At 36.9% G+C, this 26,978-nt stretch carries 29 protein-coding genes; 14 read left to right on the top strand and 15 right to left on the bottom strand.

Features of this window, described 5'->3' with window-relative positions:
* Positions 1-86: 86 nt before the first annotated feature.
* The gene (locus J7K93_08940) at positions 87-689 is read left to right on the top strand and encodes a hypothetical protein (protein MCD6117126.1); all 603 of its coding nucleotides are present in this window, start codon (positions 87-89) and stop codon (positions 687-689) included.
* A 76-nt stretch (positions 690-765) separates the two neighbouring features.
* Here the strand turns inward: J7K93_08940 and tatC are convergent, their stop codons facing one another.
* The 14 genes from tatC to mazG all read right to left on the bottom strand — a co-directional run bounded on the left by tatC (position 766) and on the right by mazG (position 13,333).
* On the bottom strand, positions 766-1,527 hold the full coding sequence (tatC, locus tag J7K93_08945; GenBank protein MCD6117127.1) for a twin-arginine translocase subunit TatC: 762 nt from the start codon (positions 1,525-1,527) through the stop codon (positions 766-768).
* Positions 1,528-1,543: 16 nt separating this feature from the next.
* A complete protein-coding gene (locus J7K93_08950; protein MCD6117128.1) occupies positions 1,544-2,179 on the bottom strand; it encodes an RnfABCDGE type electron transport complex subunit A in 636 nt (211 codons plus the stop codon).
* 21 nt (positions 2,180-2,200) lie between these two features.
* Positions 2,201-2,800 (bottom strand): electron transport complex subunit E, encoded by a 600-nt coding sequence (locus tag J7K93_08955; GenBank protein MCD6117129.1) that lies wholly within the window; start codon positions 2,798-2,800, stop codon positions 2,201-2,203.
* Positions 2,797-3,375 carry an RnfABCDGE type electron transport complex subunit G gene (locus J7K93_08960; protein ID MCD6117130.1) on the bottom strand — a complete coding sequence of 193 codons (579 nt, stop codon included), beginning with the start codon at positions 3,373-3,375 and terminating at the stop codon, positions 2,797-2,799. Before J7K93_08960 ends, J7K93_08955 begins: the two co-directional genes overlap by 4 nt.
* 4 nt (positions 3,376-3,379) lie before the next feature.
* Complete coding sequence (locus J7K93_08965; protein ID MCD6117131.1) at positions 3,380-4,405, bottom strand: RnfABCDGE type electron transport complex subunit D; 1,026 nt, start codon at positions 4,403-4,405, stop codon at positions 3,380-3,382.
* 30 nt (positions 4,406-4,435) lie between these two features.
* The gene (gene rsxC, locus J7K93_08970; GenBank protein ID MCD6117132.1) at positions 4,436-5,758 is read right to left on the bottom strand and encodes an electron transport complex subunit RsxC; all 1,323 of its coding nucleotides are present in this window, start codon (positions 5,756-5,758) and stop codon (positions 4,436-4,438) included.
* Between the two features lie 25 nt (positions 5,759-5,783).
* Positions 5,784-6,233, bottom strand: a complete 450-nt coding sequence (gene nrdR, locus J7K93_08975) for a transcriptional repressor NrdR (GenBank protein ID MCD6117133.1) — start codon at positions 6,231-6,233, stop codon at positions 5,784-5,786.
* The gene (locus J7K93_08980) at positions 6,230-6,703 is read right to left on the bottom strand and encodes a cytidine/deoxycytidylate deaminase family protein (protein MCD6117134.1); all 474 of its coding nucleotides are present in this window, start codon (positions 6,701-6,703) and stop codon (positions 6,230-6,232) included. The genes nrdR and J7K93_08980 overlap by 4 nt, the downstream gene beginning before the upstream one ends.
* Positions 6,703-7,995 carry a serine hydroxymethyltransferase gene (locus J7K93_08985; GenBank protein ID MCD6117135.1) on the bottom strand — a complete coding sequence of 431 codons (1,293 nt, stop codon included), beginning with the start codon at positions 7,993-7,995 and terminating at the stop codon, positions 6,703-6,705. Before J7K93_08985 ends, J7K93_08980 begins: the two co-directional genes overlap by 1 nt.
* A complete protein-coding gene (rpiB, locus tag J7K93_08990; protein MCD6117136.1) occupies positions 7,992-8,444 on the bottom strand; it encodes a ribose 5-phosphate isomerase B in 453 nt (150 codons plus the stop codon). Before rpiB ends, J7K93_08985 begins: the two co-directional genes overlap by 4 nt.
* Before the next feature lie 13 nt (positions 8,445-8,457).
* Complete coding sequence (locus J7K93_08995; protein ID MCD6117137.1) at positions 8,458-9,723, bottom strand: tetratricopeptide repeat protein; 1,266 nt, start codon at positions 9,721-9,723, stop codon at positions 8,458-8,460.
* A gap of 120 nt (positions 9,724-9,843) precedes the next feature.
* Complete coding sequence (locus J7K93_09000) at positions 9,844-11,052, bottom strand: hypothetical protein (protein ID MCD6117138.1); 1,209 nt, start codon at positions 11,050-11,052, stop codon at positions 9,844-9,846.
* A gap of 37 nt (positions 11,053-11,089) precedes the next feature.
* Positions 11,090-12,247 (bottom strand): DNRLRE domain-containing protein, encoded by a 1,158-nt coding sequence (locus J7K93_09005; protein ID MCD6117139.1) that lies wholly within the window; start codon positions 12,245-12,247, stop codon positions 11,090-11,092.
* Positions 12,248-12,562: 315 nt separating this feature from the next.
* Positions 12,563-13,333: a nucleoside triphosphate pyrophosphohydrolase gene (gene mazG / locus J7K93_09010; GenBank protein MCD6117140.1), complete on the bottom strand. Its 771-nt coding sequence runs from the start codon at positions 13,331-13,333 to the stop codon at positions 12,563-12,565.
* 709 nt (positions 13,334-14,042) lie between these two features.
* Between mazG and J7K93_09015 the strand changes: the two genes are divergently transcribed.
* The 7 genes from J7K93_09015 to J7K93_09045 all read left to right on the top strand — a co-directional run bounded on the left by J7K93_09015 (position 14,043) and on the right by J7K93_09045 (position 19,309).
* Entirely contained in the window at positions 14,043-14,429 is a 387-nt protein-coding gene (locus tag J7K93_09015) for a ribosomal L7Ae/L30e/S12e/Gadd45 family protein (protein ID MCD6117141.1), read from the top strand.
* On the top strand, positions 14,401-16,128 hold the full coding sequence (mutL, locus tag J7K93_09020) for a DNA mismatch repair endonuclease MutL (protein MCD6117142.1): 1,728 nt from the start codon (positions 14,401-14,403) through the stop codon (positions 16,126-16,128). The genes J7K93_09015 and mutL overlap by 29 nt, the downstream gene beginning before the upstream one ends.
* Entirely contained in the window at positions 16,125-17,060 is a 936-nt protein-coding gene (gene miaA / locus J7K93_09025; protein ID MCD6117143.1) for a tRNA (adenosine(37)-N6)-dimethylallyltransferase MiaA, read from the top strand. The genes mutL and miaA overlap by 4 nt, the downstream gene beginning before the upstream one ends.
* Positions 17,061-17,199: 139 nt before the next feature.
* On the top strand, positions 17,200-17,799 hold the full coding sequence (locus J7K93_09030; GenBank protein MCD6117144.1) for a nitroreductase family protein: 600 nt from the start codon (positions 17,200-17,202) through the stop codon (positions 17,797-17,799).
* A gap of 31 nt (positions 17,800-17,830) precedes the next feature.
* Positions 17,831-18,319: a hypothetical protein gene (locus J7K93_09035; protein ID MCD6117145.1), complete on the top strand. Its 489-nt coding sequence runs from the start codon at positions 17,831-17,833 to the stop codon at positions 18,317-18,319.
* Between the two features lie 15 nt (positions 18,320-18,334).
* Positions 18,335-18,709 (top strand): response regulator, encoded by a 375-nt coding sequence (locus J7K93_09040; protein ID MCD6117146.1) that lies wholly within the window; start codon positions 18,335-18,337, stop codon positions 18,707-18,709.
* A 15-nt stretch (positions 18,710-18,724) separates the two neighbouring features.
* Positions 18,725-19,309 (top strand): chemotaxis protein CheB, encoded by a 585-nt coding sequence (locus J7K93_09045; GenBank protein ID MCD6117147.1) that lies wholly within the window; start codon positions 18,725-18,727, stop codon positions 19,307-19,309.
* Between the two features lie 277 nt (positions 19,310-19,586).
* Here the strand turns inward: J7K93_09045 and J7K93_09050 are convergent, their stop codons facing one another.
* Complete coding sequence (locus J7K93_09050; GenBank protein MCD6117148.1) at positions 19,587-20,522, bottom strand: hypothetical protein; 936 nt, start codon at positions 20,520-20,522, stop codon at positions 19,587-19,589.
* A 316-nt stretch (positions 20,523-20,838) separates the two neighbouring features.
* On the opposite strand from J7K93_09050, the gene J7K93_09055 reads away from it, so the two are divergent.
* From J7K93_09055 to J7K93_09080, 6 genes are read left to right on the top strand one after another with little or no spacing between them, the layout of a single operon-like run.
* Positions 20,839-21,639: an energy-coupling factor transporter transmembrane protein EcfT gene (locus J7K93_09055; GenBank protein ID MCD6117149.1), complete on the top strand. Its 801-nt coding sequence runs from the start codon at positions 20,839-20,841 to the stop codon at positions 21,637-21,639.
* An 8-nt stretch (positions 21,640-21,647) separates the two neighbouring features.
* Positions 21,648-22,385, top strand: a complete 738-nt coding sequence (gene truA / locus J7K93_09060; GenBank protein ID MCD6117150.1) for a tRNA pseudouridine(38-40) synthase TruA — start codon at positions 21,648-21,650, stop codon at positions 22,383-22,385.
* Positions 22,386-22,418: 33 nt separating this feature from the next.
* Complete coding sequence (gene fsa / locus J7K93_09065; protein ID MCD6117151.1) at positions 22,419-23,075, top strand: fructose-6-phosphate aldolase; 657 nt, start codon at positions 22,419-22,421, stop codon at positions 23,073-23,075.
* A 15-nt stretch (positions 23,076-23,090) separates the two neighbouring features.
* Positions 23,091-24,314: a trypsin-like peptidase domain-containing protein gene (locus J7K93_09070; protein ID MCD6117152.1), complete on the top strand. Its 1,224-nt coding sequence runs from the start codon at positions 23,091-23,093 to the stop codon at positions 24,312-24,314.
* Positions 24,315-24,343: 29 nt separating this feature from the next.
* A complete protein-coding gene (locus J7K93_09075; GenBank protein ID MCD6117153.1) occupies positions 24,344-25,669 on the top strand; it encodes a hypothetical protein in 1,326 nt (441 codons plus the stop codon).
* A 9-nt stretch (positions 25,670-25,678) separates the two neighbouring features.
* Positions 25,679-26,977 carry an adenylosuccinate lyase gene (locus tag J7K93_09080; GenBank protein MCD6117154.1) on the top strand — a complete coding sequence of 433 codons (1,299 nt, stop codon included), beginning with the start codon at positions 25,679-25,681 and terminating at the stop codon, positions 26,975-26,977.
* Position 26,978: the final 1 nt, after the last annotated feature.

Consider the following 26,978-nt stretch of genomic DNA (forward strand, 5'->3'; position numbering starts at 1 on the left):
GTTCTGTTTTTTCTGAAGATTTTATTGATTTGAGAAAGAAAGTTATAGAAATGATTGTTGAAAATTAAGCTAAAGGAGGCTTTGTTATGAAAAGAGTGTTATATTTTATGTCAATATTTATATTTATTTTTACTCTGCAAAGCAGTGCGCAGATTACAGGGACAAATCCTCAAGGAGACATTAGAAAGAAAAGGGAAAGTAATTTACAAAACAAAAGAGCAACTCCTGAGCAGGAATCAATGGTTTTAAAATATCTTGAAGAAAATAAACTTGGAAATTCTGAAAAGTTGACTTTATTAAAAGAGAGAAATCCAAGATTGTATAATGCAAAAGTACTAAAATTATACCGTGAAATTACATTTGTTGAATCAATAAAAAATTCGGATCCTGAGCGGTATAATCAGATAATGGAAGAGAGAAAATTAACTGGAAAAAGCTTGAAGCTTGCTGAAGATTATAAAAATACAAAAGTAGTGTCTGAGAGAAGCCAGATAAAACAAGAGCTTGAATCGCTTCTGTATAAAATATTTGATTTAAGACAGATGAACAGAAAGTCAGAAATAAACAGGCTGGAAAAAAAGCTTAACAATTTAAAGGAAGCAAATCAAAAAAGAGTGGCAAATAAAAAGGCAATTGTAGAAAAGCGCCTTCAGCAGTTAACAGGAGAAAAGCAGTACCTCCAGTGGTAGAGTGCATTTAATCGAATCATTTTTGTATGGAGTTGTATACTGCCCGTTATTCTCGGGTAGTATACAACTCCCAATTTCAAATATCCCTTGCTGCCTCGCCTTTTTGACGTTTCTTCTGTGCAAATAGAGCTATAAAAATACTTAATTCATACAAAAAAAGTAGTGGGATTGCAATTAATAACTGGCTCATAGGGTCAGGAGGAGTTATTATGGCTGCAAAAACAAATACCAGCACTACGGCATAGCCTCTGTATTTACGCATAAATTTTGGACTTAGAACACCTATTCTGGCAAGGAAAAAAGAGAGAACCGGAAGTTCAAAAATTAACCCGGAGATTATAATGAGGCGCAATACAAAACTGATGTATTCGGTGATATTGATATTTGCTTCTATGAATTCGGTACCCATACTGAACAAAAACGGCAAAACTACTGGAATGAGAATTTTATAGGCAAAAAAAGAGCCGGAAACAAAGCAGAATGTTGTGAATAGAAGAGAAGGAAAGAGAAACTTTTTTTCTTTGTACAACAAACCCGGAGATACGAACATCCAAAACTGATAAAGAATAACCGGAAGAGAAAAAATAAGCCCTGCAGCAATAGCGATTTCCATTCTTACAATGAGCATTCCTGCAGGCTTTAGAAAGATAAGTTTTGCAGGTGAAGGCAAATTGTCATTCGGCAAAGTAAGAAAATTGAGAAGAAATCCGGTAAATGGAAATGCCCCGAGAGTAAATAAAATTACTGAAGCCAGGCTTTTAAGAATCCTTTGCCTGAGCTCTTCGAGATGTTCGAGGAACGGCATTTCATTTTTAGCTGATTTATTTTTATCTTCCATAATTACATCGGATTACTTAAAAAGAAAGCCCGGAAAAACCAAGAAATGCAAGAGACATACATCCTGCCAGAATAAATGCAATAGGTACGCCTTTCATTGCTTTTGGAAGGTTTGCAAGTTCAATTCTTTCTCTCAAACCTGCCATTAAAATCAGAGCAAGTGTGAATCCTGCGCCGGACATAAAACCGTTAACAAGACTCTCAATAAAAGTATAATTATTATCAATGTTCAAAAGAGCAATTCCCAATACTGCACAATTCGTTGTAATTAAAGGAAGATAAATACCAAGTGACTTGTAAAGCGCAGGGCTGATTTTTTGTATGACCATTTCAACAAACTGAACGAAACCTGCAATAACAAGAATAAATGATATTGTCCTAAGATATGTCAGGTCAGGAGAAGAACCTTTTCCCCTGAGAAAGAGCTTAAAGATAAGATTTTGCGATGTAGGCTCAAGAAAATAGGTATAGATTAGCCATGTAGCCGCAGATGAAAGAGTCATGACAAAAATAACGGACATCCCCATGCCTATTGCTGAATCAAGCTGTTTTGATACACCTATAAAAGGGCACAATCCTAGAAATTTGGAAAGAACAATATTGGAAATGAAAATCGATCCAATTGATATTAATAAAAGTGATTGTAAGTCCATTGCGAACTATCCCCATGATTATTATGTCGTTTTTGTTTTTTTATCAAACCAATTAAGAAAAGCTATAATAAATCCTATTGTAAAGAAAGCTCCAGGGTTTAATATCATTAAAAGAGCCGGCTTAAATGAAGTTCCGAACACAGGCATGCCAAGCCAGGTGCCGTTGCCGAGAATTTCTCTGAATGTTGATATGATAATCAGTGCAAGAGTGAATCCGAGCCCCATACCAAGCCCATCAACCAGAGAGTAGAAAACATTGTTTTTACTTGCAAATGCTTCAGCCCTGCCGAGTATGATACAATTTACTACAATAAGAGGGATAAATATTCCGAGAGATTTATGAAGATCGGGAAAAAATCCTGCCATAAGCAGATCCACAATTGTAACAAATGTTGCAATAACAGTAATATATACAGGAATTCTGATTTTTGAAGGAACAAACTTCCTGATAAGAGACACTACAAAGTTAGAGCTTAAAAGGACAAAAGTTGCTGCACTGCCCATTCCAATCGCATTATTCACCGAGGACGTAACGGCGAGAGTAGGGCAGAGGCCAAGCAGAAGCCTGAAAACAGGATTACTTGCAAAAATACCTTTAAGTAACTCGTGAGACGCTTTCATTTTATTTTCCTATTAATAATATTAAAAACTGATTTTGAGGAATCTGCAATTGCATTTGTAATAGCACGTGATGTTATTGTAGCACCTGTCAATGCGACAATTTCACCACCGTCCTTATTAACGGAAATATCCCTACATTGTTTACCAATGAATTGTTCCTGGAACCATGGTTTGGTGTCACCTGACCGTATTTCCTGGCATTTTGTTCCAAGGCCTGGAGTCTCCTGCTGGGAAAGAATCTGAATTGCAATTATAACCCCTGATGTATCAACTCCGACAAGTGTTCGAATTGTGCTTGAATAGCCGCTTGCAGGAACAAGAAAAGCGTATCCGATCAGATGTTTTTTTTCTCGATCGGAATAGCCTTTATAAAAGATGGTTTTTTTATGACCTTTAACCGGATCAATAACGCCTTTTCGTGCAGCAGGCAATACATTCAGAAGTCCATGTTCAAGGTCCTGGGTTTGAAGCTTAAGTATCTTAGGTTTGGTTATATTATTTACCCATGCGAGAGATCCGGATGCAATTAAGGTAACTATTAATAATGTCAGTGCGAATTTTGGAATATCTTTCATTAAACTATTTACCTCCGAATGGTTTTGGTTTGGTGTATTTATCAAGAAGAGGGGTAGTTAAATTCATTAGAAGTATGGAATAAGAAACTCCTTCCGGATATCCTCCCCACAGTCTTATAACAATAGTTAAAATACCGCAGCCTATTCCAAAATATATTCTGCCTTTAAATGTAATTGGTGAAGTTACCATATCGGTTGCCATAAAAAAGGCCCCGAGAATTAATCCTCCGGAAAGAACGTGAAAAAGTGGATCACCGGAAAACAGCCCGTTAGTACCGCCGAATATCCAAGATAGAACAGCAACCGTACCAATATATGAAAATGGTATTTTCCATCCGATTATACGTTTATACATTAAAAACAGAGCGCCAAGAATCAATAGCGCAGCAGATGTCTCTCCTAGACAGCCGCCAACCTTCCCCCAGAACAGCTCTCCGTAACTTGAAGAAAATTGTGAAACTGCATTGGCTGCTTCTGTGATCTGCTGAGTAGAGAAAGAAGAGGTGTTTATCAGAATTTCCCTTGAATGTTTAAAAACATTCAAGGGTGTAGCACTTGTAATGGCTGAAATCCCTGATAATGTACCGTGTCTTGGGATTGTTCTGAATACAGTCATATTTACAGGCCATGAAGCCATTAAAAAAGCACGGCCAATAAGAGCAGGGTTCATCGGATTAAAACCTAATCCACCGAAAACCATTTTCCCAATTACAATTGCTACAAATGCTCCTGTTACAGGAAGCCACAAAGGAACTTCCGCAGGGAGATTGTATGCAAGCAGGATGCCTGTTATTATTGCACTCCCATCGCTGATGGTTACGGGACGTTTCATCATTTTGTCACATAATGCTTCACTTAAAAGAGCTGCTGCAACTGTTACAAGAATTACCCAAAGAGCTCTTAACCCGAAAAAGTATACAGCTCCGGCACCAGCAGGTAAAAGAGCAAGTATTACAGTATACATAATTTTATGTATGGAATCCTTGTCCTTAATATGAGGAGAAGGGGATATAAAAAAAGTTTTATCCATTAGTCAGGAACCTCCAGTTATTCCTTAAAATTAATCAGTATTCCTGTTAAGTTTGTTCCATTTTGCTTTCCCTTGTTTGATGTACTGTACAAGATTGCGTTTGGATGGACATATAAAGCTGCAGGAACCGCATTCAATACAATCAAAAAGGCCGAATTTGTATGCATCATCAATAAAATTGTGTTCTACATAAGTTGCTATCATACTTGGAATGAGTTTCATCGGACAGACATCAACACATCTCGCGCATGAAATACAAGGATTTTCTGACCTAAGGTCAGCTTGTTTTTTATCAAGAACAACTATGCCGGATGTACCTTTGAGAACAGGAACCTCATCATTTTTTTGTGCGATACCCATCATGGGCCCGCCATTGATTAATTTTGCAGCGTTCTCTGTATATCCTCCGCAAAAATCTATGAGGTATTTAAAAGATGTGCCTATGCGTACTTTTAGATTTTTTGATTCGTTAATACCCGGGCCTGTTACGCAGACAGTGCGTTCAAAAAGAGGTTTATTAAATGCAACTGCTTCGTAAACCGCAATAGCTGTACCAACATTCTGGACAATGGCGCCAATATCCATTGGAAGCCCACCTCTTGGCACTTCGCGCCCGGTAGCAGCCCTTATTAATTGTTTTTCAGCGCCTTGAGGATATTTAACTTCAAGAGGAAGTACTGTAATGCCGTCAGTATTTTCACATTTTTTCTTAAAAAGCTGAATGGCATCAGGTTTGTTCTTTTCAATACCAATTATTGCTTTTTTAACACCAACGGCTTTTTTAAGAATGTTAATTCCATTTAATATGTCATCAGCCCGTTCAAGCATGATTTGATGATCAGAAGTTAAAAATGGTTCACATTCCACGCCGTTTATAATTAGTACATCAATTTTCTTATCTTTTGGCGGAGAAAGTTTTACATGCGTAGGGAATGCTGCTCCGCCCATACCTGCAATTCCCGCGTCCTGTATCATGTTTTTTATTTGTTCATTAGAAAAATTCTGATAATTTCCATTAATGGTATAATCCTCAAACCATTCGTCTTCTCCGTCACGGTTAATTACAATTGAGAGTACATTTACGCCAAGGGGATGGGGGCGTTCTTCAACTGCTGCAATAGTTCCGGTTACAGATGAATGGCAAGGCAGTGAAACAAATTTTGAAGCTTTTGCAATTGGTTGGCCGGTTTTGACACGGTCTCCCTTTTTTACAAGAGGCTCTGCAGGCGCTCCAATATGCTGCTGAACAGGTATAACAACAGATTCGGGCAAAGGAGGTGTTTCAATAGCCCTATTTTCGGAGTAATGTTTGTTGTCAGGAGGGTGTGCCCCGCCTTTAAAACTCTTTTTCAGAAACATTGATTGTTCAGTCCTCACATTATTCGATTAATTGATTGAGTTCTCTTAAGAATTCTTCCTTGTCTTTAAACTTTCTATAAACTGATGCGAATCGGACATAAGCTACTTCATCGAGTTCTTTAAGTAATTTTGAAACAAGTTCGCCGATTTTTAAGGAGTCAATTTCTTTAACAAACTCGGCTTTAATTTCTGCTTCGATCTTGCTTACGATTTTATCAATTTGATCAATGGATACAGGCCGTTTTATGCAGGCAATCTCAATTCCCTTACGCAGCTTGTCTCTATTAAAGGATTCTCTTCTCCCGTCTGCCTTAATAACGTAAAATGTTTTATCTTCTACTTCTTCTATTGTGATAAAACGTTTTCCGCATTTATTACAAAGCCTTCGGCGTCTTATTGCAGATCCGTCAAAATGTGGACGAGTATCGACAACGCGGTCGTCGTCAGCGCCGCAAAAAGGGCATTTCATTTTTTATCCTCAAATTTATACTGAATCATGGGAAGATTTGCTTCTTCAGCCATCTGTTTTGAGAGATCGTCACTGTATCCTTCGAGATAATAAACTTTGAGAATGCCTGCATTAATTATCATTTTTGTGCATAATACACATGGATGATTTGTGCAGTAAAGTACAGATCCTTCTATATTGACACCTGAAGTAGCTGCCTGAATTATTGCATTCTGCTCTGCATGAATACCGCGGCAGAGTTCATGGCGCTCTCCGCTTGGTATGCCGAGTTTATCCCTTAAACATCCGATATCAAGGCAGTGGGGCATGTTTCGGGGAGCTCCGTTGTAACCGGTTGCCAGAATTCGTTTATCTTTTACAATAATTGCACCGACTTTGCGGCGCAGGCATGTAGAGCGCTGAGCCACAAGAAGCGTAATCTGCATAAAATATTCATCCCACGAAGGGCGTTGATGTGTTTTATCGCTCATTAATCAAAATTGTAAAGAGTGAAACGGCTGCAAAGGTTATACACCTGATCCCTTGTTTTGGAAATAACAGAATCATTGTCAAGGTCTGAAAGAACAGTGTGGATCATGTCTGCAATCTCTATCATTTCAGGTTTTTCCATACCTCTTGTAGTCATTGCGGGAGTTCCGATTCTAATTCCGCTTGTAACAAAAGGGCTTTTTTTATCAAAAGGAACCATATTTTTATTAACAGTTATGCCTGCTTTTTCAAGAGCTTTTTCAGCAGCCTTGCCTGAAATACCTTTGTTACTCAGGTCAACAAGCATAAGATGATTATCAGTGCCTCCGGATACCAGATTATAACCAAGCTCTGTAAGCCGTGTGGACATTGCCTGCGCATTCTCAAGAATACGGTTGCAGTATTCCTTGTAAGAAGGTTGAAGGTTCTCTCCGAATCCAACGGCCTTAGCTGCAATCACATGCATGAGGGGCCCGCCCTGCATGCCAGGCATAACAACACTATCCATTACTTCAGACATCATTTTATGCCTTCCGGATTTTTTAGCAACTATTCCGAATGGATTTTCTTTGTCTTTACCGATTAAAATCATACCTCCGCGAGGCCCTCTTAATGTTTTATGTGTAGTTGTAGTAACAACATCACAATAGGGAAGGGGGTCTGGATGAAGCCCTGTTGCAACCAGGCCGGCAGGATGAGCAATATCTGCCATTAGAAAGGCTCCGATGCTGTCAGCAATCTCGCGGAATTTTGCATAATCAATAAACCTGGGATATGCACTTGCACCTGTAACAATGAGCCTGGGTTTATGTTCTTTTGCCTGTTTCCATACTTCGTCAAAGTCAATTGTACCTGTCTCTTCTTTAACTCCATAAGAAACAAAATGATAAAGCTGTCCCGAAAAGTTTACAGGGCTTCCGTGTGTAAGATGGCCTCCGTGTGCAAGGCTCATTCCGAGAACAGTATCTCCCGGTTTGAGAAAAGCAAGGTAGATAGCCATATTTGCCTGTGAACCTGAATGGGGTTGAACATTGACATATTCGCAATTAAACAGTTTTTTTGCCCTGTCTCTTGCAAGATTTTCAGCATCATCAACATATTCACAACCACCGTAGTAGCGTTTTGCCGGATAGCCTTCGGCATATTTGTTAGTCATCACTGAGCCAAGAGCTTCAAGAACTGCTTTACTTACAAAATTTTCAGAAGCAATTAATTCCAGAGTATTGTTTTCCCGCTGAATTTCTCCCTGAATAGCATTGAAAATTTCAGGGTCCTGAGTTTTAATGGTTTTCATTTGTTCACCTTTGATTCGATATCAGATATTTTATTAACTCTGCGAATGTGCCGAGGTGCTTCAGAAAAAGGTGTTTCAAGAAATTTTCTAATAACATCTACGGCCAAGTTTTTTGAAATATAGTCTGCTCCAAGAGTAACAATATTTGCATTATTATGCAGTTTACTCATTTCTGCAAGTTTTGGTGTAGCACAAAGAGCCGCACGAATATTTTTTACCTTATTAGCAGCTATAGACATGCCTATGCCTGAACTGCAGATCAGGATACCGAGTTCTGCATCCGCGTCAGAAACCGCACGTGCTACCTTATAAGCAAAGTCAGGATAATCAACAGATTCTTCGGAATCAGTACCTATGTCTTTTATAACCACACCGTCTTCTTTTAATACGCTCTTTATATGTTCTTTAAGCATAAAGCCGGCGTGGTCGGATCCTATTGCAATTAACATAAAAAGCCCACTTTTAAAAATGAATCCATGTATAACAGCTTCCCTGCGGATATCTTTGAGTTTTATGCATAAAATAATCATCTTTTGTAGGTATAACTGAAACAAGATAATTAATATGGCTCTCAGCATCCTGTTTTACGGAAAGGTCTTTTTTTGCTTTAATAAATGAGTCATAAGCAAGTTTATAAACGAGTTTGTCGTTCCATGTGATTTTTCCGCCATTGCGTTTTACACATTTTTCAGCACTCTGCTCATAAACCATACCTTTTGCAATATAGCCAAGGCCGTATTGAGGGTCTTTATAAATAACACGGTTTGCATTTTTTATTGCAGATGAATATCTTCCCATTGATGCAAGGCTCATTGCGAGATTACAACGGTTCTTTTTATTGGCAGGCTCTAAAGCAAGTATTTTATTATATGCTTTTACTGCAAGAGAATACTTTTCCAGTTGCTGATAACATTCGCCGAGATATTCCAAGGCTGAGATATTTTTATCATCTTTTGAGATTACAAAATTAAACTGTTCGATAGCTTTTTCAAACTGGTTTGATTTAAAATAACTCTGTGCAAGATCTATCCGATAACGAAGATTTTCAGGGTTATTCTCTACAAGAGATTTTTGAGTCGCTATCATACTCTCAATATCGCCGGTTTGATTGAGTAGAGAACTTAATGTCTCCTGGCTTTTTCTGTCATTGGGATTTTTTTCTAAAACCTGGCGAAAAGTTGCAATTGCTTCAGGAAGCATATCTTTTTTTACATAAAGTTCGCCCAAATATCTAAGATGGCCTGCAGAATCGGGCTCAAGCTCATGAAGTTTTTTATAAACTTTAATGGCTTTGTCATTTTCACCTTTTATTCTATAGATGTACCCTAAAGCATTATAGCAATATACATCATTTGAATTTCTTTCAATCCCGAGTTTATAAGCGACTGCTGCACTGTCCGGATTACCGGTTTGAATGTATGCAGTGCCGAGCCTTTTATAAAGGCTTTTGCCGTATAGGCCTGTTGTGTCCAATATTGCAACTCTGCGAAAATATTTTAATGCCTTTGCATAATCTCCTTGTTTAAAAGGCTCCATACCGAAACTGAATAATTTCGCAATTTCTCTTTTATGGACTTCCATTAATGAGTCCTGAATTGCCTTCTGTTGTGCTGCGACTAATGCAGGATCCGGCTTTGATGCAGCGCATCCTGTAAATTGCAGATTGGCAAATAATGCTAATGCTATTAATGCCAAAAGGTAAACCAAAATAGCTCTTTTGTGTAACACTTTTCTTCCTCCTTGTTTTATTTTAAATCTGTCATAATAATAAATTCTGATTAAGCTTAAAAATTAATTGAAAATTTTAATAAAAATATCAGATAAAATCAAGAAAAATAATTATAAATTTTAATATCTCCTCATAAACCATTTTTCTCCGGTAGTAACAGAAACACCAAGCCTGAAAAGATTTTCTTCTATACCGTTTTTATCAAGGGATCCACGTCTGCCAAAATTGAAAGCAAAGTCAATTTTTGAACCTCCGTAAAGAGGGAATCCAAATCCAAAGGTCAGCCATGTTTCATGAATTGTTTCACCGTTGGGTGAGAGGTAGAAGTACGGTTTGGAACAGAATCCGGCTCTGTAAGATATCTTTTTTATGTAAGAATCAGTTGGCTTTGATGTTGGAAGGAATTCCAGGCCAAGAGAGATGCTTTGTGTATTCTTTATATTTGCAATACTTTTATCGTTAAGTTTAAACTCATCCCATTTTGTAAAACCAACCTCAGTACCAAGTATTAGTTTCTTAAATAAAGTCAGGGAAGCGCCCGCCTTAACCCATGACGGTAGAATGTGAGTTGAAGAAAAAGTGTATTTATCAGTCTCAAAACGATATGAAGTATCTGTATTTGTATTAAGTTTCATAGACGGGCTGTATGCTGCACCGATTGATAAAATTTTTACAGGCCTGTAGAGGAATCCGCAAATAAAGCCGTAACCTGTATTTCTTGAAAGAAAAAGATCACCTGTACTGGAAAAGTTACTGTTATTATAGTCAACAGCCCATGTTTCATCAATTCTGCCGAATGTATACAATCCGCTGAATCCGAGAGAAAAATTTGGAAAGGGCGAAAAATAAGAGGAAAGCTTGAAGTTGTTCAACCCACCCATTCCTTCAACTGATTGAGTGAAATCATAACCGCCATTTTTGCCCTCAAAGCTTAAAAGATAATCAACTCTGGTACTTGGAGAGAATTGAAGAGAAAAACCAATTCTGGATGTAACAGGAAGTGCAAAGGCAAAACCATTGACATTGGAATAATGCGATGATGCACTGTTTTGGGAATCCGAATAATTGTTATTTGTATAAACATATTGAACTGAAATCATCGTTGTTTTTATTCGGAAAAGAGACGCTGGATTAACAAGATTTATATAAAACGGGCTGTCCTGTGATACTGAAATAAAGCCCATTCCCATTGCCCTTGATCCAAAAGTAACAGATGGTGCACCAAGGCCGAAAGAGGATAGAATCGTTCCTGAAAAAACATTTGTTACAAGCAGATAATTAGCTGCTGCAATGATTAATATGTAAATATTCTTGCGTATTTTATTCATAAAGTATTTCTCCGGATATATGTAAAGTGTCTATTTCTTACCTTGTTGGCGGAATTGTATAAAATATTTTCACTAAAGGCCTTTTGTTAAGAGCAGCAGAACTGCTGAAGAATTTTCTTTCTAAAATATTAGTGCCTTCGCTTGCACCCATAAATATCAAACCGTGATTTTCGGATTTGCCTGAGGTCCAGTCCTGGACAAAAGATGTCAGGTTTATAGTCAGGGAGTCAGTATGAGCTATTAGTTCAGGATTTGAATATCTGGTTGTATCATAAGGCACTTCAGGTATGGGCCATTCAGAATCTGTGACAGGGTACAATCTAAGCATAAAATTTTCAGAATTGTCAGGGAAGGATTTTGTTGTGTCAGCATAAATAGTTAACAGAGCAGTATTAATAGTTGCATCTGCAGGAATTGAATCTACGGAAAAAAACATGATAGTTCTTGTCCCTGAGCCGTTATCAATTATAGAAAATTTATTGTTATCCTGATCCGGTTCCGTAACAGAAACATCGAATGGAGTTACATTATATGTGTATGAGCTGTCTCCCAGATGTGTTTTAAGCAGGAGCCTCGGGTTAATATTGTCATAATTCATATAATCCTGACTATACAATTCAAAAATAAAACCCGTGTCAGGTTCGTCATAAGTCAGAGCAAAACCGCAATTCAGATCAGCTTTATTTGTATCCGCCCATGTTTCTACAACATCAGGAGGAAGCAGGAAGGAAACAGTAGTGTCGGATGTTGCAGAAAGGGGCTGTAATTCAAGTTTTTCTCCGAGAGGATTAATATCTCTGTAGTCCTGCCATGTAAAAGAAGATTCATCAAATTGATATGTCAGCAGATATGCATCAGGAAGAAGATCAGCGGGCTTTTCACCAAATGTTCTATTTACATAAAAAGTAAAAATAGCGCTGTCTATTTGTACACTGTCAGGAAGCTTGATAAATCTGAACATGGAAACTGATTTGCGGTTATGATATGTCCCAAGATAAAGATAGTTTGATTTGCCTGTCGGAACAGACGCAGAAAAAGTTGTATCTAAAATACTCAAAGTAATGGGGGGCATAATTGTACCCATGGCTTTGTTGTATAAATCAGCACCAACAGGATTGCCCTTATTCCTTTCGCATTGAGAGAAAATAATCAATGTTAGTAATGCCATTAAACTGAGATAAATTTTATGTTTCATGAAAAATCCTGTTGTTAAGTATTAAGTATTTATCCTGAAAACCATATCCTATATTTTACAATATAAATTGAACATTGTCAAGTATAGAATAAATAAGATTTAGGCACACATCACATTGCTATTTCTCCGAAAAAATTATAAAGTACTTTTCAACTAACGAAAATTAAGGCAATATAGTTCCTTATTTTTCATGTCAAATATAAAGGCATAGACAGAAACAGTCCGGGATTGCATATAGCCCTTATAAGTATAACAGATACGCTATATTTAAAGTAGTATTATGGACCAGTTTTGCCTCTGGCATGATGATTGAAATCATGACTCTGTTTTTTTTATTTTTTCCCATTCTTTATCAAGCTCTTCCAATGTCATTTCATTCATAGAAAGAGATTTATCCTCCATTGCTTTTTCCAGCTTAGTGAATCGGGAAATGAATTTGTCAGAAGCTTTTTTAAGGGCATTTTCGGCATCAACATCAATGAATCTGCCATAATTTACAAGTGCAAATAACAAATCACCGAACTCTTCTTCAGTCCTATCAGCATTTTTTTCTTCTATCTGCTCCTTGAGCTCAGAAATCTCTTCTTCTACTTTTGCCCAGACTTCTTCTGCTTTATTCCAGTCAAACCCTTTTGTAGATGCTCGCTGCTGTATACGTTTGGCAAAGGCCAGCGCAGGCATTGATCTTGGCACTCCTTCCAAAACAGATGACCTGCCCTCGTTTTTTTTCAGGCTCGCCCAGCTTTTTTCCTGTTCTTCTGCCGTATTAATAACTGCATCTCCGAAAACATGAGGATGCCTTCGTATTAGTTTATCACTTACCCCGTCAATCACATCATTTATATTAAAATTATTATTTTCTTTGGCAATTTGTGCATGAAATACTACTTGAAGCAGGAGATCTCCCAATTCTTCTTTCAGCCCTGAATTATCGCCGGAATTTATTACATCAATCACTTCATAAGATTCTTCAAGAAGAAATGGGATTAATGTTTTGTGATTTTGTTCTATGTCCCATGGGCATCCCGAAGGGCTGCGCAGTTTGTCCATTATTTCGACAAGGCGGTTAAATCTATTTTCTGTCACGTTTCCTCCGAGGTTGAAATTATTTTGTAAAGAAAATGGTAAAAACAATGCAGAATTGCAAGTGTTTTATGATTTCATTCCTGCTGCAGGAAATGAAATTATATTACATTAACAAAAATCACCGAAGGTTGATTCAGATTTTTTGATGCCGGGGTAAAAACATGCGATACAATTTCCATACTTTTTCGGGTGTGCCAGTATTTTAATATCAAAAGCTTGATTATGTTTTGAAATGTATTTATATTTAGTCAGTTAGAGATGACAATTAAACTATTTTATAAAGAGGTGTTAAAATGCTTGGGGCACGCCTGCCAAAAAATAGAAAATTTGACATTGAATTTCAGTATTATAATCCTGAGGAAGAAAACAAAAAACACAGGCAGATAAAATTTACTAGAATACGCTCAAAGAATATGGCGAGAAAGAAGTCCTTAATCTGGCTGTTTATTCTTGTAATATTTGTAATATACCTGATTAATCTGTTTTCAAAGTTGGGGAAATAATATTTTTAGATTATTTTTAATAAAAGTTTATTATGAAATATATTTGTGCTGCATGCAATAAATCAGTTGATCTTAAGAATCTGTTTATCATTACTGTTAAGAATAACGGTGAGATATCTCTGCTTGATACCGTGAGGGAAAATTCTCAAAATATTTTCGTATGCAGAAATCCTGAGTGTCTTTCAATATTATTTAAAAAGGGTATCTTGAACAATGCTGATAAAAAACTCAGGAATAAATTCTTAAAAGAACTGAAAATGAACACTTCCGATGGGAGTAAAACGGAAAAATTTCTGGGAATGGGTATAAAATCAGGAAAAATAATAAGGGGATTTACTTCTGTAGTTTCATCAATTAAAAAAGATGAAGTGAAACTTATTGTAATAAGCAGGATACAAAAAGAAAATACCAGAAAAAAGCTTAATGCACTGGTCAAAAAAACAAGAATTGAAATATTTGAGTATAGGGGAAAAAGAGAATTTGATAGAGTTGTAGGAAAACCTAACTGCACATGTGTAGGAGTAAAGGACAAAACATACGCTGATTTGATTAAAAAGGAATTAAATGAAATCTATGATACACATTCTTCCTGATTCGGTAGCCCACATGATTGCAGCGGGAGAAGTTGTTGAAAGGCCTGCCTCTGTTGTAAAAGAATTAATGGAGAATTCGCTGGATGCTCAGGCAACTTCAATCACTGTTAGCGTAAAAGACTCCGGCGCAGAGCTTATTGAAGTTGCGGATAACGGTGAAGGCATGAGCCAGGAAGATATTTTGATGTGCATAAAAAATCATGCTACAAGCAAAATTTCCGCAATTGAAGATTTGGAGGATATAATTAGCCTCGGGTTCAGGGGAGAGGCTCTGGCAAGTATTGGTTCTGTTTCCAGAATGGCTATAAGTTCATGCCGTGAAGGAGAGAATGAAGGGACAAAAATCGATGTTGAAGCAGGGAATATACTGGAAGCAACAAAAATTGCCCCTCGTAAAGGTACAATAATTTCAGTTAAGAATCTATTTTACAATACTCCTGCAAGGAGAAAATTCTTAAAAAAAGCTTCAACTGAATTAAGGCATATTACAGCTGTATTCAGAAGGATGGCTCTATCTCATCCTGATGTATCTTTTTCTCTGTATGTTAATGATCAGAAGACGATTGATATTTTATCAGGGAATGAAGATCAAAGAGTAAGGTCGCTTCTCGGTGAAGATTCTGCAAATTCGTTGATTAAAATCAATGAGGAGAGCGGTGGTATTAAGGTTGAAGGATTTATCAGCAGGCCGCGAACCGGTAAGAGAAGCAGGAACGATCAATTCCTTTTCCTGAACAAAAGGTTTATTGTAAACAGAAGTATCTCGCATGCAGTTGTTGCAGGATATGATACACGCCTTGCAAGGGACGAATTTCCGATATATATTATTTATTTATCTATGACACCGAGGTTTTTTGATGTTAATGTGCATCCGGCAAAGATTGAAGTTCGTTTTGCGGATGAGAGATTCGTTTATTCTATTGTAAAACAGGCAGTTAAAAATGCTTTAAGAAGGCCTTCGGTTGTACCGGAATTTAACTTGTCTCCAGGCACAAAAAGAAACTACAATTTTCCTCTTGTTCCCAAAAAAATGAAAACCACAGAAGATTCCGGCCAGCTGACTCTTGATGTTCAGCGGCCATCATTAGGTGATGAACATTTTGTAGTTCAGTACAGAAAGCCGTTGAATGTAAATGGACAGTCAACGGTATGGCAAGTTCATGACCGTTATATTATTTCTCAAATAAAAAGCGGTATTGCAATAATAGATCAGCATGTAGCGCATGAAAGAGTTCTTTATGAACAGGTGATACGCTCGAGGGACAGGAAGCAGGCTGTTTCTCAGCAGCTTTTATTTGAACAGGCGGTACTTCTGTCATCTGAAGAGTATCAGATATTAATGGAAATTCTTCCTTATCTTGAAAAAATAGGTTTTGATTTAAAGGATTTCGGGAAAAATACTGTAATAATTGAAGCAGTACCTGTGGGAGTAAAAAACGGAAAGGAAAAGGAACTGCTTTTAAATATTATTGATGATTATTCAGAGATGAGGGGGAAGGGTTCAGATATACTTGATGCTGTTGCAAAATCTTATTCGTGTAAATCTGCAATCAAGTCAGGGCAGAAGCTTACTACACAAGAGATGGAATCTTTAATTGATCAGTTATTTGCTACAAGTGAACCGTATTTTTGCCCACATGGCAGGCCTATTGTACATATTATCACACTTGACGAGTTAGACCGGAGGTTCGGGCGTTGATTAAAAGCGTAAAGCCTGTTGTAATTTTCATTACCGGGCCTACTGCGAGCGGTAAAACAGGTTTGTCAATTATGCTAGCAGAGAAGCTTAAATCACAAATCGTTTCCGCTGACTCAAGGCAGGTGTACAAATATATGGATATAGGTACAGCAAAACCGACAAAAAAAGAGATGTCCGGTATTACACACCATTGCATTGATATCCGTTTACCAAACGAGTATTTCAGTGCAGGAGAGTACCAGCATACGGCAAGAGAGAAAATAGCAGAAATCGTATCACAGGGAATGACTCCCATTGTTGCAGGAGGATCAGGCCTTTATATATCTGCCCTTGCTGACGGAATTTTTTCCGGAAATTACAGAGATGAAAATTTGAGAAAGCAACTCCAAGCAGATGCTGATGAGAAGGGGCTGGATTTTCTTTATTCTCAGCTTTGCGGTATAGATCCCGAAGCTGCAGAGAAAATACATGCAAATGATGAGAAAAGAATTATCAGGGCTCTTGAAGTGTACATGCTTGCAAAAATGCCTATTTCAAAACTTCGTCAAAAAAATACAAACAAGGGGGATTTTACTCCTGTTTTTTTTGCTCTCAGATGGGATAGGAAAAAACTTTACAGCAGAATAAATTTGAGAACTGAAAAAATGATTTCTTCAGGCCTTGTAAAAGAAGTAGAAAAATTATTATCAATGGGATATACACGAGAACTCAACAGCATGGATTCGGTAGGGTATAAAGAAGTATTCAGGTATCTTGATAATGAGTTGTCAATGCTTGAAATGGAACATTTAATCCAGCAGAACACAAGGAAATATGCAAAAAAACAAATCACATGGTTCGGGCATGATAAAAGGATAGAATGGATTGAGGTTAATGAAGAGACCTCTCTGGAAGAGATAACAGAGCTTATTTTAAAAAAATGTTTTTCATAAAAGATTAAATCTTCTGAAATTAGAAAAGCCTTGCAAAAAATTGAGTAATTTATTATAATTATAAACGTATAAGTAAATTTACTTCCAAATCTTAATAGTGCATATTTTACGGATTTGGGAATTTAGGAGGTTTGTGTAAATGGGTAAGGTTTATGATCTTATAATTACCCGCCGATCTGTAAGAAAGTTTTTACAGTTGCCAATTAAAGATGACTTGTTGAAAAAATTTGTTAATGCTGCCAGGCTTGCACCATCAGCTTCAAACATCCAGCCATGTGAATATTTAATTGTAAACGATAAAGAGAAGGTAAAGAATGTTTTTACCGGCTTAAAATGGGCAGGATATATAAATCCCGAAGGGAATCCGGAAAAGGGAGAAGAGCCGGTCGCATATATTATTGTACTTATTGACCTTAAAAAGAAAAAGAAATCAGGAGAAGTTGATGCTGCTGCGGGAATTCAGAATATTCTTCTATCCGCATGGGAGGAAGGAGTGGGATCTTGCTGGATTAAATCAGTAAAAATCAGGCATATCAAAAAAATATTTCGTATACCCCATAATTTAAGGCTGGATTCAGTTATAGCGCTTGGTTATCCTTCGGAGGAACCTGTAATTGAAAATGCGGATAATTCAATAAAATACTGGAAAGATAAAAACGGTATTTTACATGTTCCAAAAAGAAAATTGGAAGACATTGTACATTTTAACATATATGGAAAATTTAATAAATCTGTTTAGGTAGTTGATTGAACTCATCAGGGAGATAAAATTGTCTGACCGAAATAATAATAGAAAAAGAGAAAAGAGAGGGTATAGAAAGAGAGTTGAGATAGATGAAGAAATACTGTCTCTTGTAAAAGATGCTGAAAACAAGTTGTTTAATTCCATGCAGCCTGTAATAATTAAAAACCTGAATTCGTTTCAAAGAAAACAGGTTTATAACTATTTTGAAAACAGGAATGGAGAGTATTTAATTAAAACTTACAGGGAGGAAGAAGATGTTATAATAAAAATATACCCTGTAGGCAGATTGAGAAGGCTTGCGGAGCAAAAAACACAGGAAGTACTTATGAACGGAAGAGAAGAAGAACTTCCTGTAATGGGGGCTTTTGAACGTTTTATTATTCATGATTATCTTAAACAGCGGAATGGAATTAAAACACTGTCTGTAGGAGTGCAGGGAGAGGACAGGAGAGTCAAAATTCTTCCTGTTTTCGGAAGAACGTTAAAGAAAGCAAAAAGGAAGCTTACCCGGTAAACATAGGAGTGAAATATGAAAAAGAGGGTCATGATAGTTGATGACGACACCTCCGTTCTTAATGTTGTAAGGAAAACTCTGGAAAGTAACGATATTAATGTTACTGCAGTAACAAGCGGCAGGGAATGCCTTGATGAGCTTGAAAAGGGGTTTAGCGGCGTAATACTTATGGATGTTGTAATGCCTGAAATGGATGGATGGGATACGATCAAAGAAATTATTGACAGAGGTTACAAAGATAAAGTAATTATAAGTATGCTTACAGGCACAGGCGAACCGGATAAAAAGATGGATAGCTTGAAGGAATATGTTTTAGATTATATAAAGAAACCTTTTAAAATAGAAACGTTATTGTCAGTAGTTAAAGAATATTTAACGTATATAAAATAAAGGGCATCCTATAATATGAGATCGTATAATTTAGTTGTAATAGGCGCTTCTGCCGGTGGCCCGAGAATATTACATGAAATATTTTCAGGTGTACCGCTGTTGAACGGAGGGATTATTCTTGTCCAGCATATGCCCAAATTTGTTAACGAAGCTTTTTGTGAAAATATTCAGAAACACACGGATTTAAGAGTTAAACTCGCAGAGCAGGGAGAAGAGATTAAATCGGGGAATCTATATGTAGCGCCAAGTGAAGTTCACCTTTCACTGAGAGAAAACAGATATTTTAAACTGCGAAAGGGTGAAAAAGTTAATTACGTCTGTCCATCAATTGATGTTACAATGAAATCCCTGTCTAATGATAATTCAATAAAAAAAATGGGTATTATTCTGACTGGAATGGGCTCAGACGGAGCTGCTGGTATTTGTCATATGAAGAAAATAGATGCTACAACAATTGCTCAGAATGAGGAAACAAGTATTGTGTATGGTATGCCGAATAAGGCGATGGAAACAGGCTGTATTGATTTTGAATTATCTCCCGAAGAGATAAAAAACAAACTGATTGCTTTTCTTGGAATTTTAAAGGAAAGGACATTCTAACTCCCTGAAATTAATTTTGTGTTGATTTTCGTTTAGCTTTAGAGCTTTGAGCTATAATAAGTCTTTCCAATAAATAATATCCATGTCAATTACTAAAAGGCCTGTAATGAATGACATTAAATTTGATACGGCCTCTATAGCTTGGCTACATTTCAGGGCAGTAATTTTTAGATACCGTGCAAAATTTTTTTGGAGTATGCTCTATAGCATCTTAATTTTATTATCAATTACAAACTAAACTGTTTCTGTTATACTGCGCATAACATTTTTATTAACATTAGACTTTCAGGTCACCGTTTTTTAAAAGAATCATACTGTCAATTTTCAGTGTAGCTTTTTGGATAATTATATCAAATCTGTGAAGGCGTGAAAAAACGGAAGAGGATGATTCATGATGTCCGAGAGTGATATGTAGGGAGCCGATAGCACATTTATCCTCAAAAGGATGGCCGCTAAAATCAGCATAGGGATTGGTCCCGACTCCTATACTTATGATATCCCTTAACGGTTTGGAATTAGAACGAATCTGAGCCCTGATTTTTTTTGCTTCATTATCTCCGAACATCCTGTTCACTCTGCCGTTTGAAATATGCATAGCCACCGGTTTTTTTATTAACCCCACATTTGTAAAAGATCCGTTTGCAATAATTTTTCCTTTTGAAACACCGCGCATAGTGTTTATTGAACAAAACCCAAACGGCATTGTTGTGTACTGGCCAGGTGATAATGCTTTGCCTGAAAAAGCATTGCCCTTAAACCGCGAAATAGAAACTTTTAGATCAGTACCATCTTCTGTTGTAATTGTGGCATTTTTGCCTATTGAAAAAATATCTGCGATTTTACGGCTTTTTTTAATAATAGTGCTGATATCATGATTGCAAATTCTGTTTAATTGATCCTCATTAACGCCACAAAAAGAAATTATACGTGTAGATTCCAAATGCGGAAAGAGTGAAGATTCTGAAAACAGTACAGGTTTTTCAAGAAAGAAAAAAACTACATCAGCATTTTTGATAAGAAGGGTTAACGATTTTTTGGGAAGGAATGAGCTTTTTGTAGTATCAGGTATGATGATCAAAGTCGTTGGAATCTGATTTTTTACAGAAGTATTATAAAAAGATACAGCAATAGTTTTGTATTGTTCAGATGAAATTATTAAAAGAGTCTCGCCGCCGGTAATGCCGGTGAAATTTTTTAATACCCTTTTAATCATGGTATCTTTTTTCTGAGAATATTATCTGATAAAAAATTATTTGACATTTAAAAACGAACTCCGTAAAAAATCTAATTGCGATACAGAATATACAGTATGTATAAAAAATATCGAGGAAAGAATTATTAATTTAATTTATTCTATTTGGTTACAAATGTCAAGAAAAAATCAATAAATATTTTGCTTAATTCATAAAGAAACATTTCAAATGTCTTGTTGAGTTGCATTCAATTAACAATTGACTTTAATGAAAAAATTTTATATTATAGTATCGAAGCTATCTAATAGAAAAAATTAAAAGTTATAGAACTTTCCATTGATATCATCTCTAAAGGACATTACGCTAGGGCAGTATGCCTACAGAAATTCTGTAGTACATAAACTTGACCCTCGTACAAAATTACTCTCGTGTATGATTTTGATGGGCACGGTTCTCGTTGTAAAATCTGTTTTTGGTCTGGTCATATATACGGTTTTTCTGTTTTTTCTGTTTTTTCTGTCAAAGCTTAGTTTTAAAGTGGCACTTTATAATATCAGATCATTCGTGTGGTTATTTTCTTTGACAATTTTATTCCATCTGTTTTTTACAAAGGGAGAAATACTTTTTAGAATCCCATTGATTGATGTAAATCTATACATAACGGGACTTTATCATGGTATTTTTTATGCTTTGCGGATTACGGTACTCATTCTTGCGGCTAATCTGCTTACCCTTACGTGCTCCCCAATGGAAATTACAGACGGGATTGAACATTTTTTGAGAATTTTTAAAAAAATTGGAATAAAATCGCATGAATTCGCTTTGATGTTTTCAATATCATTAAGATTTATACCGCTGCTGCTTGAAGAGACAGACAGAATAAAAAAAGCACAGATTTCAAGAGGCAGTTCATTTAAAGGAGGAATGATAAAAAGAGTTAAGCAATTGATTCCACTGATTATACCATTGTTTCTTTCTGCTTTCAGGAGATCAAATGATCTTGCGCTTGCAATGGATGCCAGGTGCTACAGGGGAGAGGGCAGAACGAGCTATGTTTTTTTAAATTTCTCGAGGAATGATTTCTTTGCAATCATATTTGCAGGTTTGATTTCGTTCTTGACTATTTATCTTAGTTGAAAAATTCTGTGGCAGAAAAAGTAATAAAAATAACTATTGAATATGACGGGACTGATTTCTCAGGTTGGCAGGTTCAACCTGGTGAAAGAACTATTCAACAGGAGATTGAATCTGCAATTGAAAAGATTGCTAAACAGAACATAAGAATAATTGCTGCAGGCAGAACAGATGCAGGTGTGCATGCATGGGGCCAGGTTGCAAGTTTTAAAATTGATTCAAATCTCCCCCTGAAAGCATTCAAGCAGGGGTTGAACGTGCTGCTGCCGAGAGATATTATAATTAAAAATGCAGAGTATGTGGATAACAATTTCAATGCACGAAGAAATGCAGTAAGAAGAATTTACAGATATGTGATATCAAAAGAGAACAGGGCAATTGGGAGAAATTACTGCTGGGCTCCAAAGTACAGTTTTTCCGTTAATCCGATGATTGAGGCAGCAGCATGTCTTGAAGGAGAGCATGAATTTTCATCTTTTTGTAAAGTTGAAAGCAATGACGGTAATTGTTTTTCGAAAGTTTATCGTGCTGAATTAATTGAAACTGACATAGAAATAATTTTTGAGATTGAAGCTGTGAAATTTTTTCACAATATGATTAGAATAATTATAGGAACGCTGATGGAAGTCGGCAGGGGTAAAATAAGACCGGATGAGTTTGCTGATATTCTTGAAAAGAGAGACAGGACAAAAGCAGGGCCTACTGCACCGCCTCAAGGCCTATATTTTGTTAGAGTTGATTATCCATAATCAATAAATAAAAGAATGTTTAACGGAGGAAATATGAAAATTTTCATTGATACTGCAAATATTGACGAGATAAGAGAAGCTGTCACTCTTGGTGTTATAGATGGAGTTACAACAAATCCTACTCTTCTGTCCAGAGAAATTGAACGAACCGGCAATGAAAGTAGTGCAATTTTAAAAGAAATCTGTGATATTGTTAAAGGCCCGGTAAGCGGTGAAGTAATTGCTCTTGAAGCTGGTAAAATGGTTGAGGAAGCCCGTAAACTTGCTGTAATTGATGAACATGTTGTAATTAAAATACCTATGACAGAGGAAGGGCTGAAAGCTGTATCAATTTTATCGAATGAAGGTATAAATACAAATGTAACGCTTGTCTTTTCTGCAGTCCAGGCTATGCTTGCTGCAAAAGCAGGTGCAACATATGTGAGCCCGTTTGTGGGAAGGCTGGATGACACAAGCACAATCGGAATGGATCTGGTTGAAGAAATTAAAACGGTTTTTGAAAACTATCAATTCAAAACAGAAATAATAGTCGCAAGCGTAAGAAGCCCTCTCCATGTGCTTGAATCTGCGATTATAGGCGCTGATATTGCAACTATACCTTTTAAAGTTATCAGACAGCTGCTTAAACATCCGTTAACAGATATAGGCATTGAGAGATTTCTATCTGATTGGGATAAGATTAAAAAATGATAAGGAGAGTCCTTAATGGCTTCTTCAAAAAGAATTTATCGAAATACGCGAATTCCATTCGCATCTATGCTCGCCTTGGTCTTGATTACAAGTTTCTGTACAGCAGGAGAGGACAATTCGTCCAAAAGTAAAATTTACAATGCAAAGCTTGATTCAAGCAAAGCAGTAACAGCTTCATCAATAAACACAGATGAGCAGGAATCTGTTTCTACATCAAGACAAAATGCTATAACAATATCTGTAGAACAGGTAAGCCCTGCAATTGTCGGTATAAATGTTATGAAGATAGAAAGATATGTCCAACGTTCTCTCTTTGATGATGATCCGTTCTGGCAGATGTTTTTTCCTCCTCGCACATATCAGCAGAAAGTTAAAAGCCTTGGATCGGGATTTATTATCTCTCCTGACGGATATATCCTGACAAATGAGCATGTCATTCATAATGCCTCTGAAATTGTTGTAACTACCACTTCAGGCAAGCAGTATAATGCAAAAATTGCAGGGTCCGATTATGTTTATGATGTGGCATTATTGAAAATTGACGGATCAGATTTCCCGTATGTTGTCCTTGGTAATTCAGATGATATCATAATAGGTGAATGGGCGATTGCTCTTGGAAACCCATTCGGCCTTTTTGATGTTAGCGCGAAACCAACAGTTACTGTAGGAGTAATTAGTGCAACAAACATGGATTTTAAAGGAGATCTGCAGGTTGCAAACAAATCCTACACAGGGATGATTCAAACAGATGCTGCAATTAACGGAGGAAACAGCGGAGGCCCTCTTGTAAACAGCCTCGGACAGTGCATAGGAATAAATACAATTATCATATCCGGAAGTTCCTATGAAAAAACCTCTGTAGGCATAGGATTTGCCATCCCGATTAACAGGGTAAAGCGAATTCTTCCGGATTTGAAAAAAATCGGAAGAATTGACAGGATTTCCCATATTGGAATTGAGATAGGAAATATTAATACACTAGTCGCAAAGATGCTGGGTATTTCACCTGGAGACGGAGTGATTATATCACGTATACGCAGAAAAGGGCCGGCATGGAAAAAGGGAATAAAAGTCGGTGATGTAATAGTAGGGGTAAACGGGTACAGAGTACACAACACCCGTGAATTCCAGCAGGTCATAAACAGTATTGATATTATTAATAATTCCGTAATAAAATTCAAGATTTACAGGAATGAACGTCTCTTTGATGCCTCAATTGAGATAAAAGGCATCAATTGATTCCTGCTTTCTGGGATAAGGAGGGAGAAATGCTGAATTTCCGTACAGGATTCATAGCTGTTTGTGTATTTTTCGCTTTATCTGCAATGAACTTACATGCGAGTGATACACGGATAGCAGCTCTCGGATACAAGGCAAGTTTTTACATCAGAGATTACAATAATGTGAGCCTGTTTCCATCTGCAATAACCAACTACGGCGGACTGTTTTTTATTGAATCTCTTGCTAACGGCCAGCATGCTCCCTCTGCAAGCAGTACAGTCCCGGGTACGGGAATTTGGCGCGGAGGTGTTTTTATTCAAATCGGCGAGAGATTTACTTTTGGTTTTATGCTTGACAGCCGTTCCGAGAACATTACTGAAAGTGATACTAAATTCACCGGGTTTAACGGACTGATTAACAGGAGCTCGGGCGTGTATGATTTACTGCCACTCTACAATTCGGGTTTGGCGTCTACTGAAGCATCTCACAGATTTACGTTGCTCGGCGGCTTGAAAATGTCAGCAATTGATCTTGGATTTTCTCTTACAAAACACGGCTCTGAACTTACATATTCAAATCCTGAAAACAGCAGCCTGAATTTCAGCGACGAACTTTCATCATCACTTTTCTCAATTGGTATAAGCACAAAAGCAGGCAGAAGATCAAGATTTGAAGGCAGTATTATTTATCACACTGGTGATTTCAGGCATATTATTGCAGCAAGAGACACTGCTCAGTACAAAGCCCCTTACGGATACAATGCCTATGGTGTTAATTTTAGAATATTTTATGCATTTTCAAAAAAAACTATACTCGTACCGTTTATCAGCTATTTATCAGGGTCAAGCGGATATACAAATCTGGTAAAAGGTACGGATAAAACAGATGGAGTGCGATCGTATAAAAATGTCTATTCTGTGTACAATGCAGGATTGGGATTTGATATTTTCCCATACGAAAAAACTCTTCTTACTATTGCTTCCGGAATTACTGGAGCATTCAAATCATCTGAAACCATACTTTCAACAGGCAGCGCAGATCCGGCATCTGAATACAAATACAAAGCTTTGCCCTTTGTTTCAGTTGGGCTTGAAGCTCATCTTACAAGATGGATGGGTGCAAGATTTTCATTTTATGAGCTTCTTGAAAAAATGAAAGTAACAAATATGTTTTTTACAGGAGATGCTGTAAATATGTCGGAAAGCGGTTTTGATGCTGTTTTCGGCCTTTGGTTTAAATTGGGCCGTTTCACAATTGATACTGTTGTTGATACAAAGGCAGTAAACGATTTTCTCCATAATAGCATGAGGATTTTATCAGGTTCGGAAAATCCGGTTTTTACCCAGATGTCAATAACATACAATTTCAAATAAGGAGGATATGTGATAGAACGTTATACTCTGCCTGAAATGTCGCAAATATGGTCACGGCAGAATAAATTTCAAAAATGGCTGGATGTTGAACTTGCAGTTTGCGAAGTACAGGCGGAAAGAGGAGTAATTCCTGAAACTGCATGGAAAAACATTAAATCCAAAGCTGCTTTTAATATAAACAGAATAGACGAAATAGAAGCAGTTGTGCACCATGACGTTATTGCTTTTCTTACAAGCGTTTCTGAATTTGTAGGGCAGGACTCAAGATATATACATCTCGGCATGACTTCTTCAGACGTTCTTGATACGGCAGGTTCTCTGCAGATTCAGGAAGCGGGCAGAATCATTTTAAAAGTACTTGATGATTTTATTAATGTACTTGGTAAAAGAGCTTTGGAATTTAAGAATACAGTATGTATAGGCCGGTCTCACGGCGTTCATGCAGAACCTACAACATTCGGATTAAAATTTGCCTTGTGGTATGATGAAGCAAAGCGAAACAGAAAACGTCTTGAAAATGCTATTGAGGATATAAGAGTCGGAAAAATTTCAGGAGCAGTAGGAACATTTGCACATCTTGATATGGAAGTTGAAGAGATGGCGTGTAAAAAACTCGGATTAAAGGCTGCCCCTGTATCAACTCAGATTGTTCAGAGAGATTTGCATGCGCACTTTCTTGCTGTGCTTGCGGTACTGGCTGCAAGCCTTGAAAAGATTGCAGTTGAGATACGTCATCTTCAGAGGACCGAGGTACTTGAAGCGGAAGAATATTTCTCAAAAGGGCAAAAGGGATCATCTGCAATGCCTCACAAAAGAAATCCGATAATTTGTGAGAGAATAAGCGGGCTTGCGCGTCTTGTAAGATCAAATGCAGTTGCGGGATTTGAAAATGTAGCATTATGGCACGAAAGAGACATTTCTCACTCTTCTGTTGAAAGAGTGATTCTTCCTGATTCAACAATAATTATTCATTACATGCTCACAAAAGCTCTCGGGCTTATAGATAAACTAATTGTCTATCCTGAGAACATGAAAAAGAACCTTGAGAGAACACATGGTTTGATTTTTTCACAGGCACTTCTTCTTGCACTTGTAAAAAGAGGCCTGACAAGGGAAGAAAGCTACGCAATGGTTCAAAAATCGGCAATGAAATGCTGGAAGGATGGAACAGATTTTTTTGATGAAGTTGTTAATAACAAAGATATTTTAAACAATATAACTGATTCTGAAATAAAAGATCTGTTTAATCTTGACATTCAGCTTAGAAATGTTGATAATATATTTAAAAGAGTCGGTTTGCTTAAATAGG

This window comes from bacterium (assembly GCA_021158245.1).
Lineage (GTDB): Bacteria > Zhuqueibacterota > QNDG01 > QNDG01 > QNDG01 > QNDG01.

Excerpts from the sequence above, each read along its gene's own strand:
- J7K93_08940 (MCD6117126.1), top strand. The coding sequence starts at position 87 with ATGAAAAGAGTGTTATATTTTATGTCAATATTTATATTTATTTTTACT.
- tatC (MCD6117127.1), bottom strand. The coding sequence starts at position 1,527 with ATGGAAGATAAAAATAAATCAGCTAAAAATGAAATGCCGTTCCTCGAA.
- J7K93_08950 (MCD6117128.1), bottom strand. The coding sequence starts at position 2,179 with ATGGACTTACAATCACTTTTATTAATATCAATTGGATCGATTTTCATT.
- J7K93_08955 (MCD6117129.1), bottom strand. The coding sequence starts at position 2,800 with ATGAAAGCGTCTCACGAGTTACTTAAAGGTATTTTTGCAAGTAATCCT.
- J7K93_08960 (MCD6117130.1), bottom strand. The coding sequence starts at position 3,375 with ATGAAAGATATTCCAAAATTCGCACTGACATTATTAATAGTTACCTTA.
- J7K93_08965 (MCD6117131.1), bottom strand. The coding sequence starts at position 4,405 with ATGGATAAAACTTTTTTTATATCCCCTTCTCCTCATATTAAGGACAAG.
- nrdR (MCD6117133.1), bottom strand. The coding sequence starts at position 6,233 with ATGAAATGCCCTTTTTGCGGCGCTGACGACGACCGCGTTGTCGATACT.
- J7K93_08980 (MCD6117134.1), bottom strand. The coding sequence starts at position 6,703 with ATGAGCGATAAAACACATCAACGCCCTTCGTGGGATGAATATTTTATG.
- J7K93_08985 (MCD6117135.1), bottom strand. The coding sequence starts at position 7,995 with ATGAAAACCATTAAAACTCAGGACCCTGAAATTTTCAATGCTATTCAG.
- rpiB (MCD6117136.1), bottom strand. The coding sequence starts at position 8,444 with ATGTTAATTGCAATAGGATCCGACCACGCCGGCTTTATGCTTAAAGAA.
- J7K93_09000 (MCD6117138.1), bottom strand. The coding sequence starts at position 11,052 with ATGAATAAAATACGCAAGAATATTTACATATTAATCATTGCAGCAGCT.
- J7K93_09005 (MCD6117139.1), bottom strand. The coding sequence starts at position 12,247 with ATGAAACATAAAATTTATCTCAGTTTAATGGCATTACTAACATTGATT.
- mutL (MCD6117142.1), top strand. The coding sequence starts at position 14,401 with ATGAAATCTATGATACACATTCTTCCTGATTCGGTAGCCCACATGATT.
- J7K93_09030 (MCD6117144.1), top strand. The coding sequence starts at position 17,200 with ATGGGTAAGGTTTATGATCTTATAATTACCCGCCGATCTGTAAGAAAG.
- J7K93_09040 (MCD6117146.1), top strand. The coding sequence starts at position 18,335 with ATGAAAAAGAGGGTCATGATAGTTGATGACGACACCTCCGTTCTTAAT.
- J7K93_09045 (MCD6117147.1), top strand. The coding sequence starts at position 18,725 with ATGAGATCGTATAATTTAGTTGTAATAGGCGCTTCTGCCGGTGGCCCG.
- J7K93_09050 (MCD6117148.1), bottom strand. The coding sequence starts at position 20,522 with ATGATTAAAAGGGTATTAAAAAATTTCACCGGCATTACCGGCGGCGAG.
- fsa (MCD6117151.1), top strand. The coding sequence starts at position 22,419 with ATGAAAATTTTCATTGATACTGCAAATATTGACGAGATAAGAGAAGCT.
- J7K93_09070 (MCD6117152.1), top strand. The coding sequence starts at position 23,091 with ATGGCTTCTTCAAAAAGAATTTATCGAAATACGCGAATTCCATTCGCA.
- J7K93_09075 (MCD6117153.1), top strand. The coding sequence starts at position 24,344 with ATGCTGAATTTCCGTACAGGATTCATAGCTGTTTGTGTATTTTTCGCT.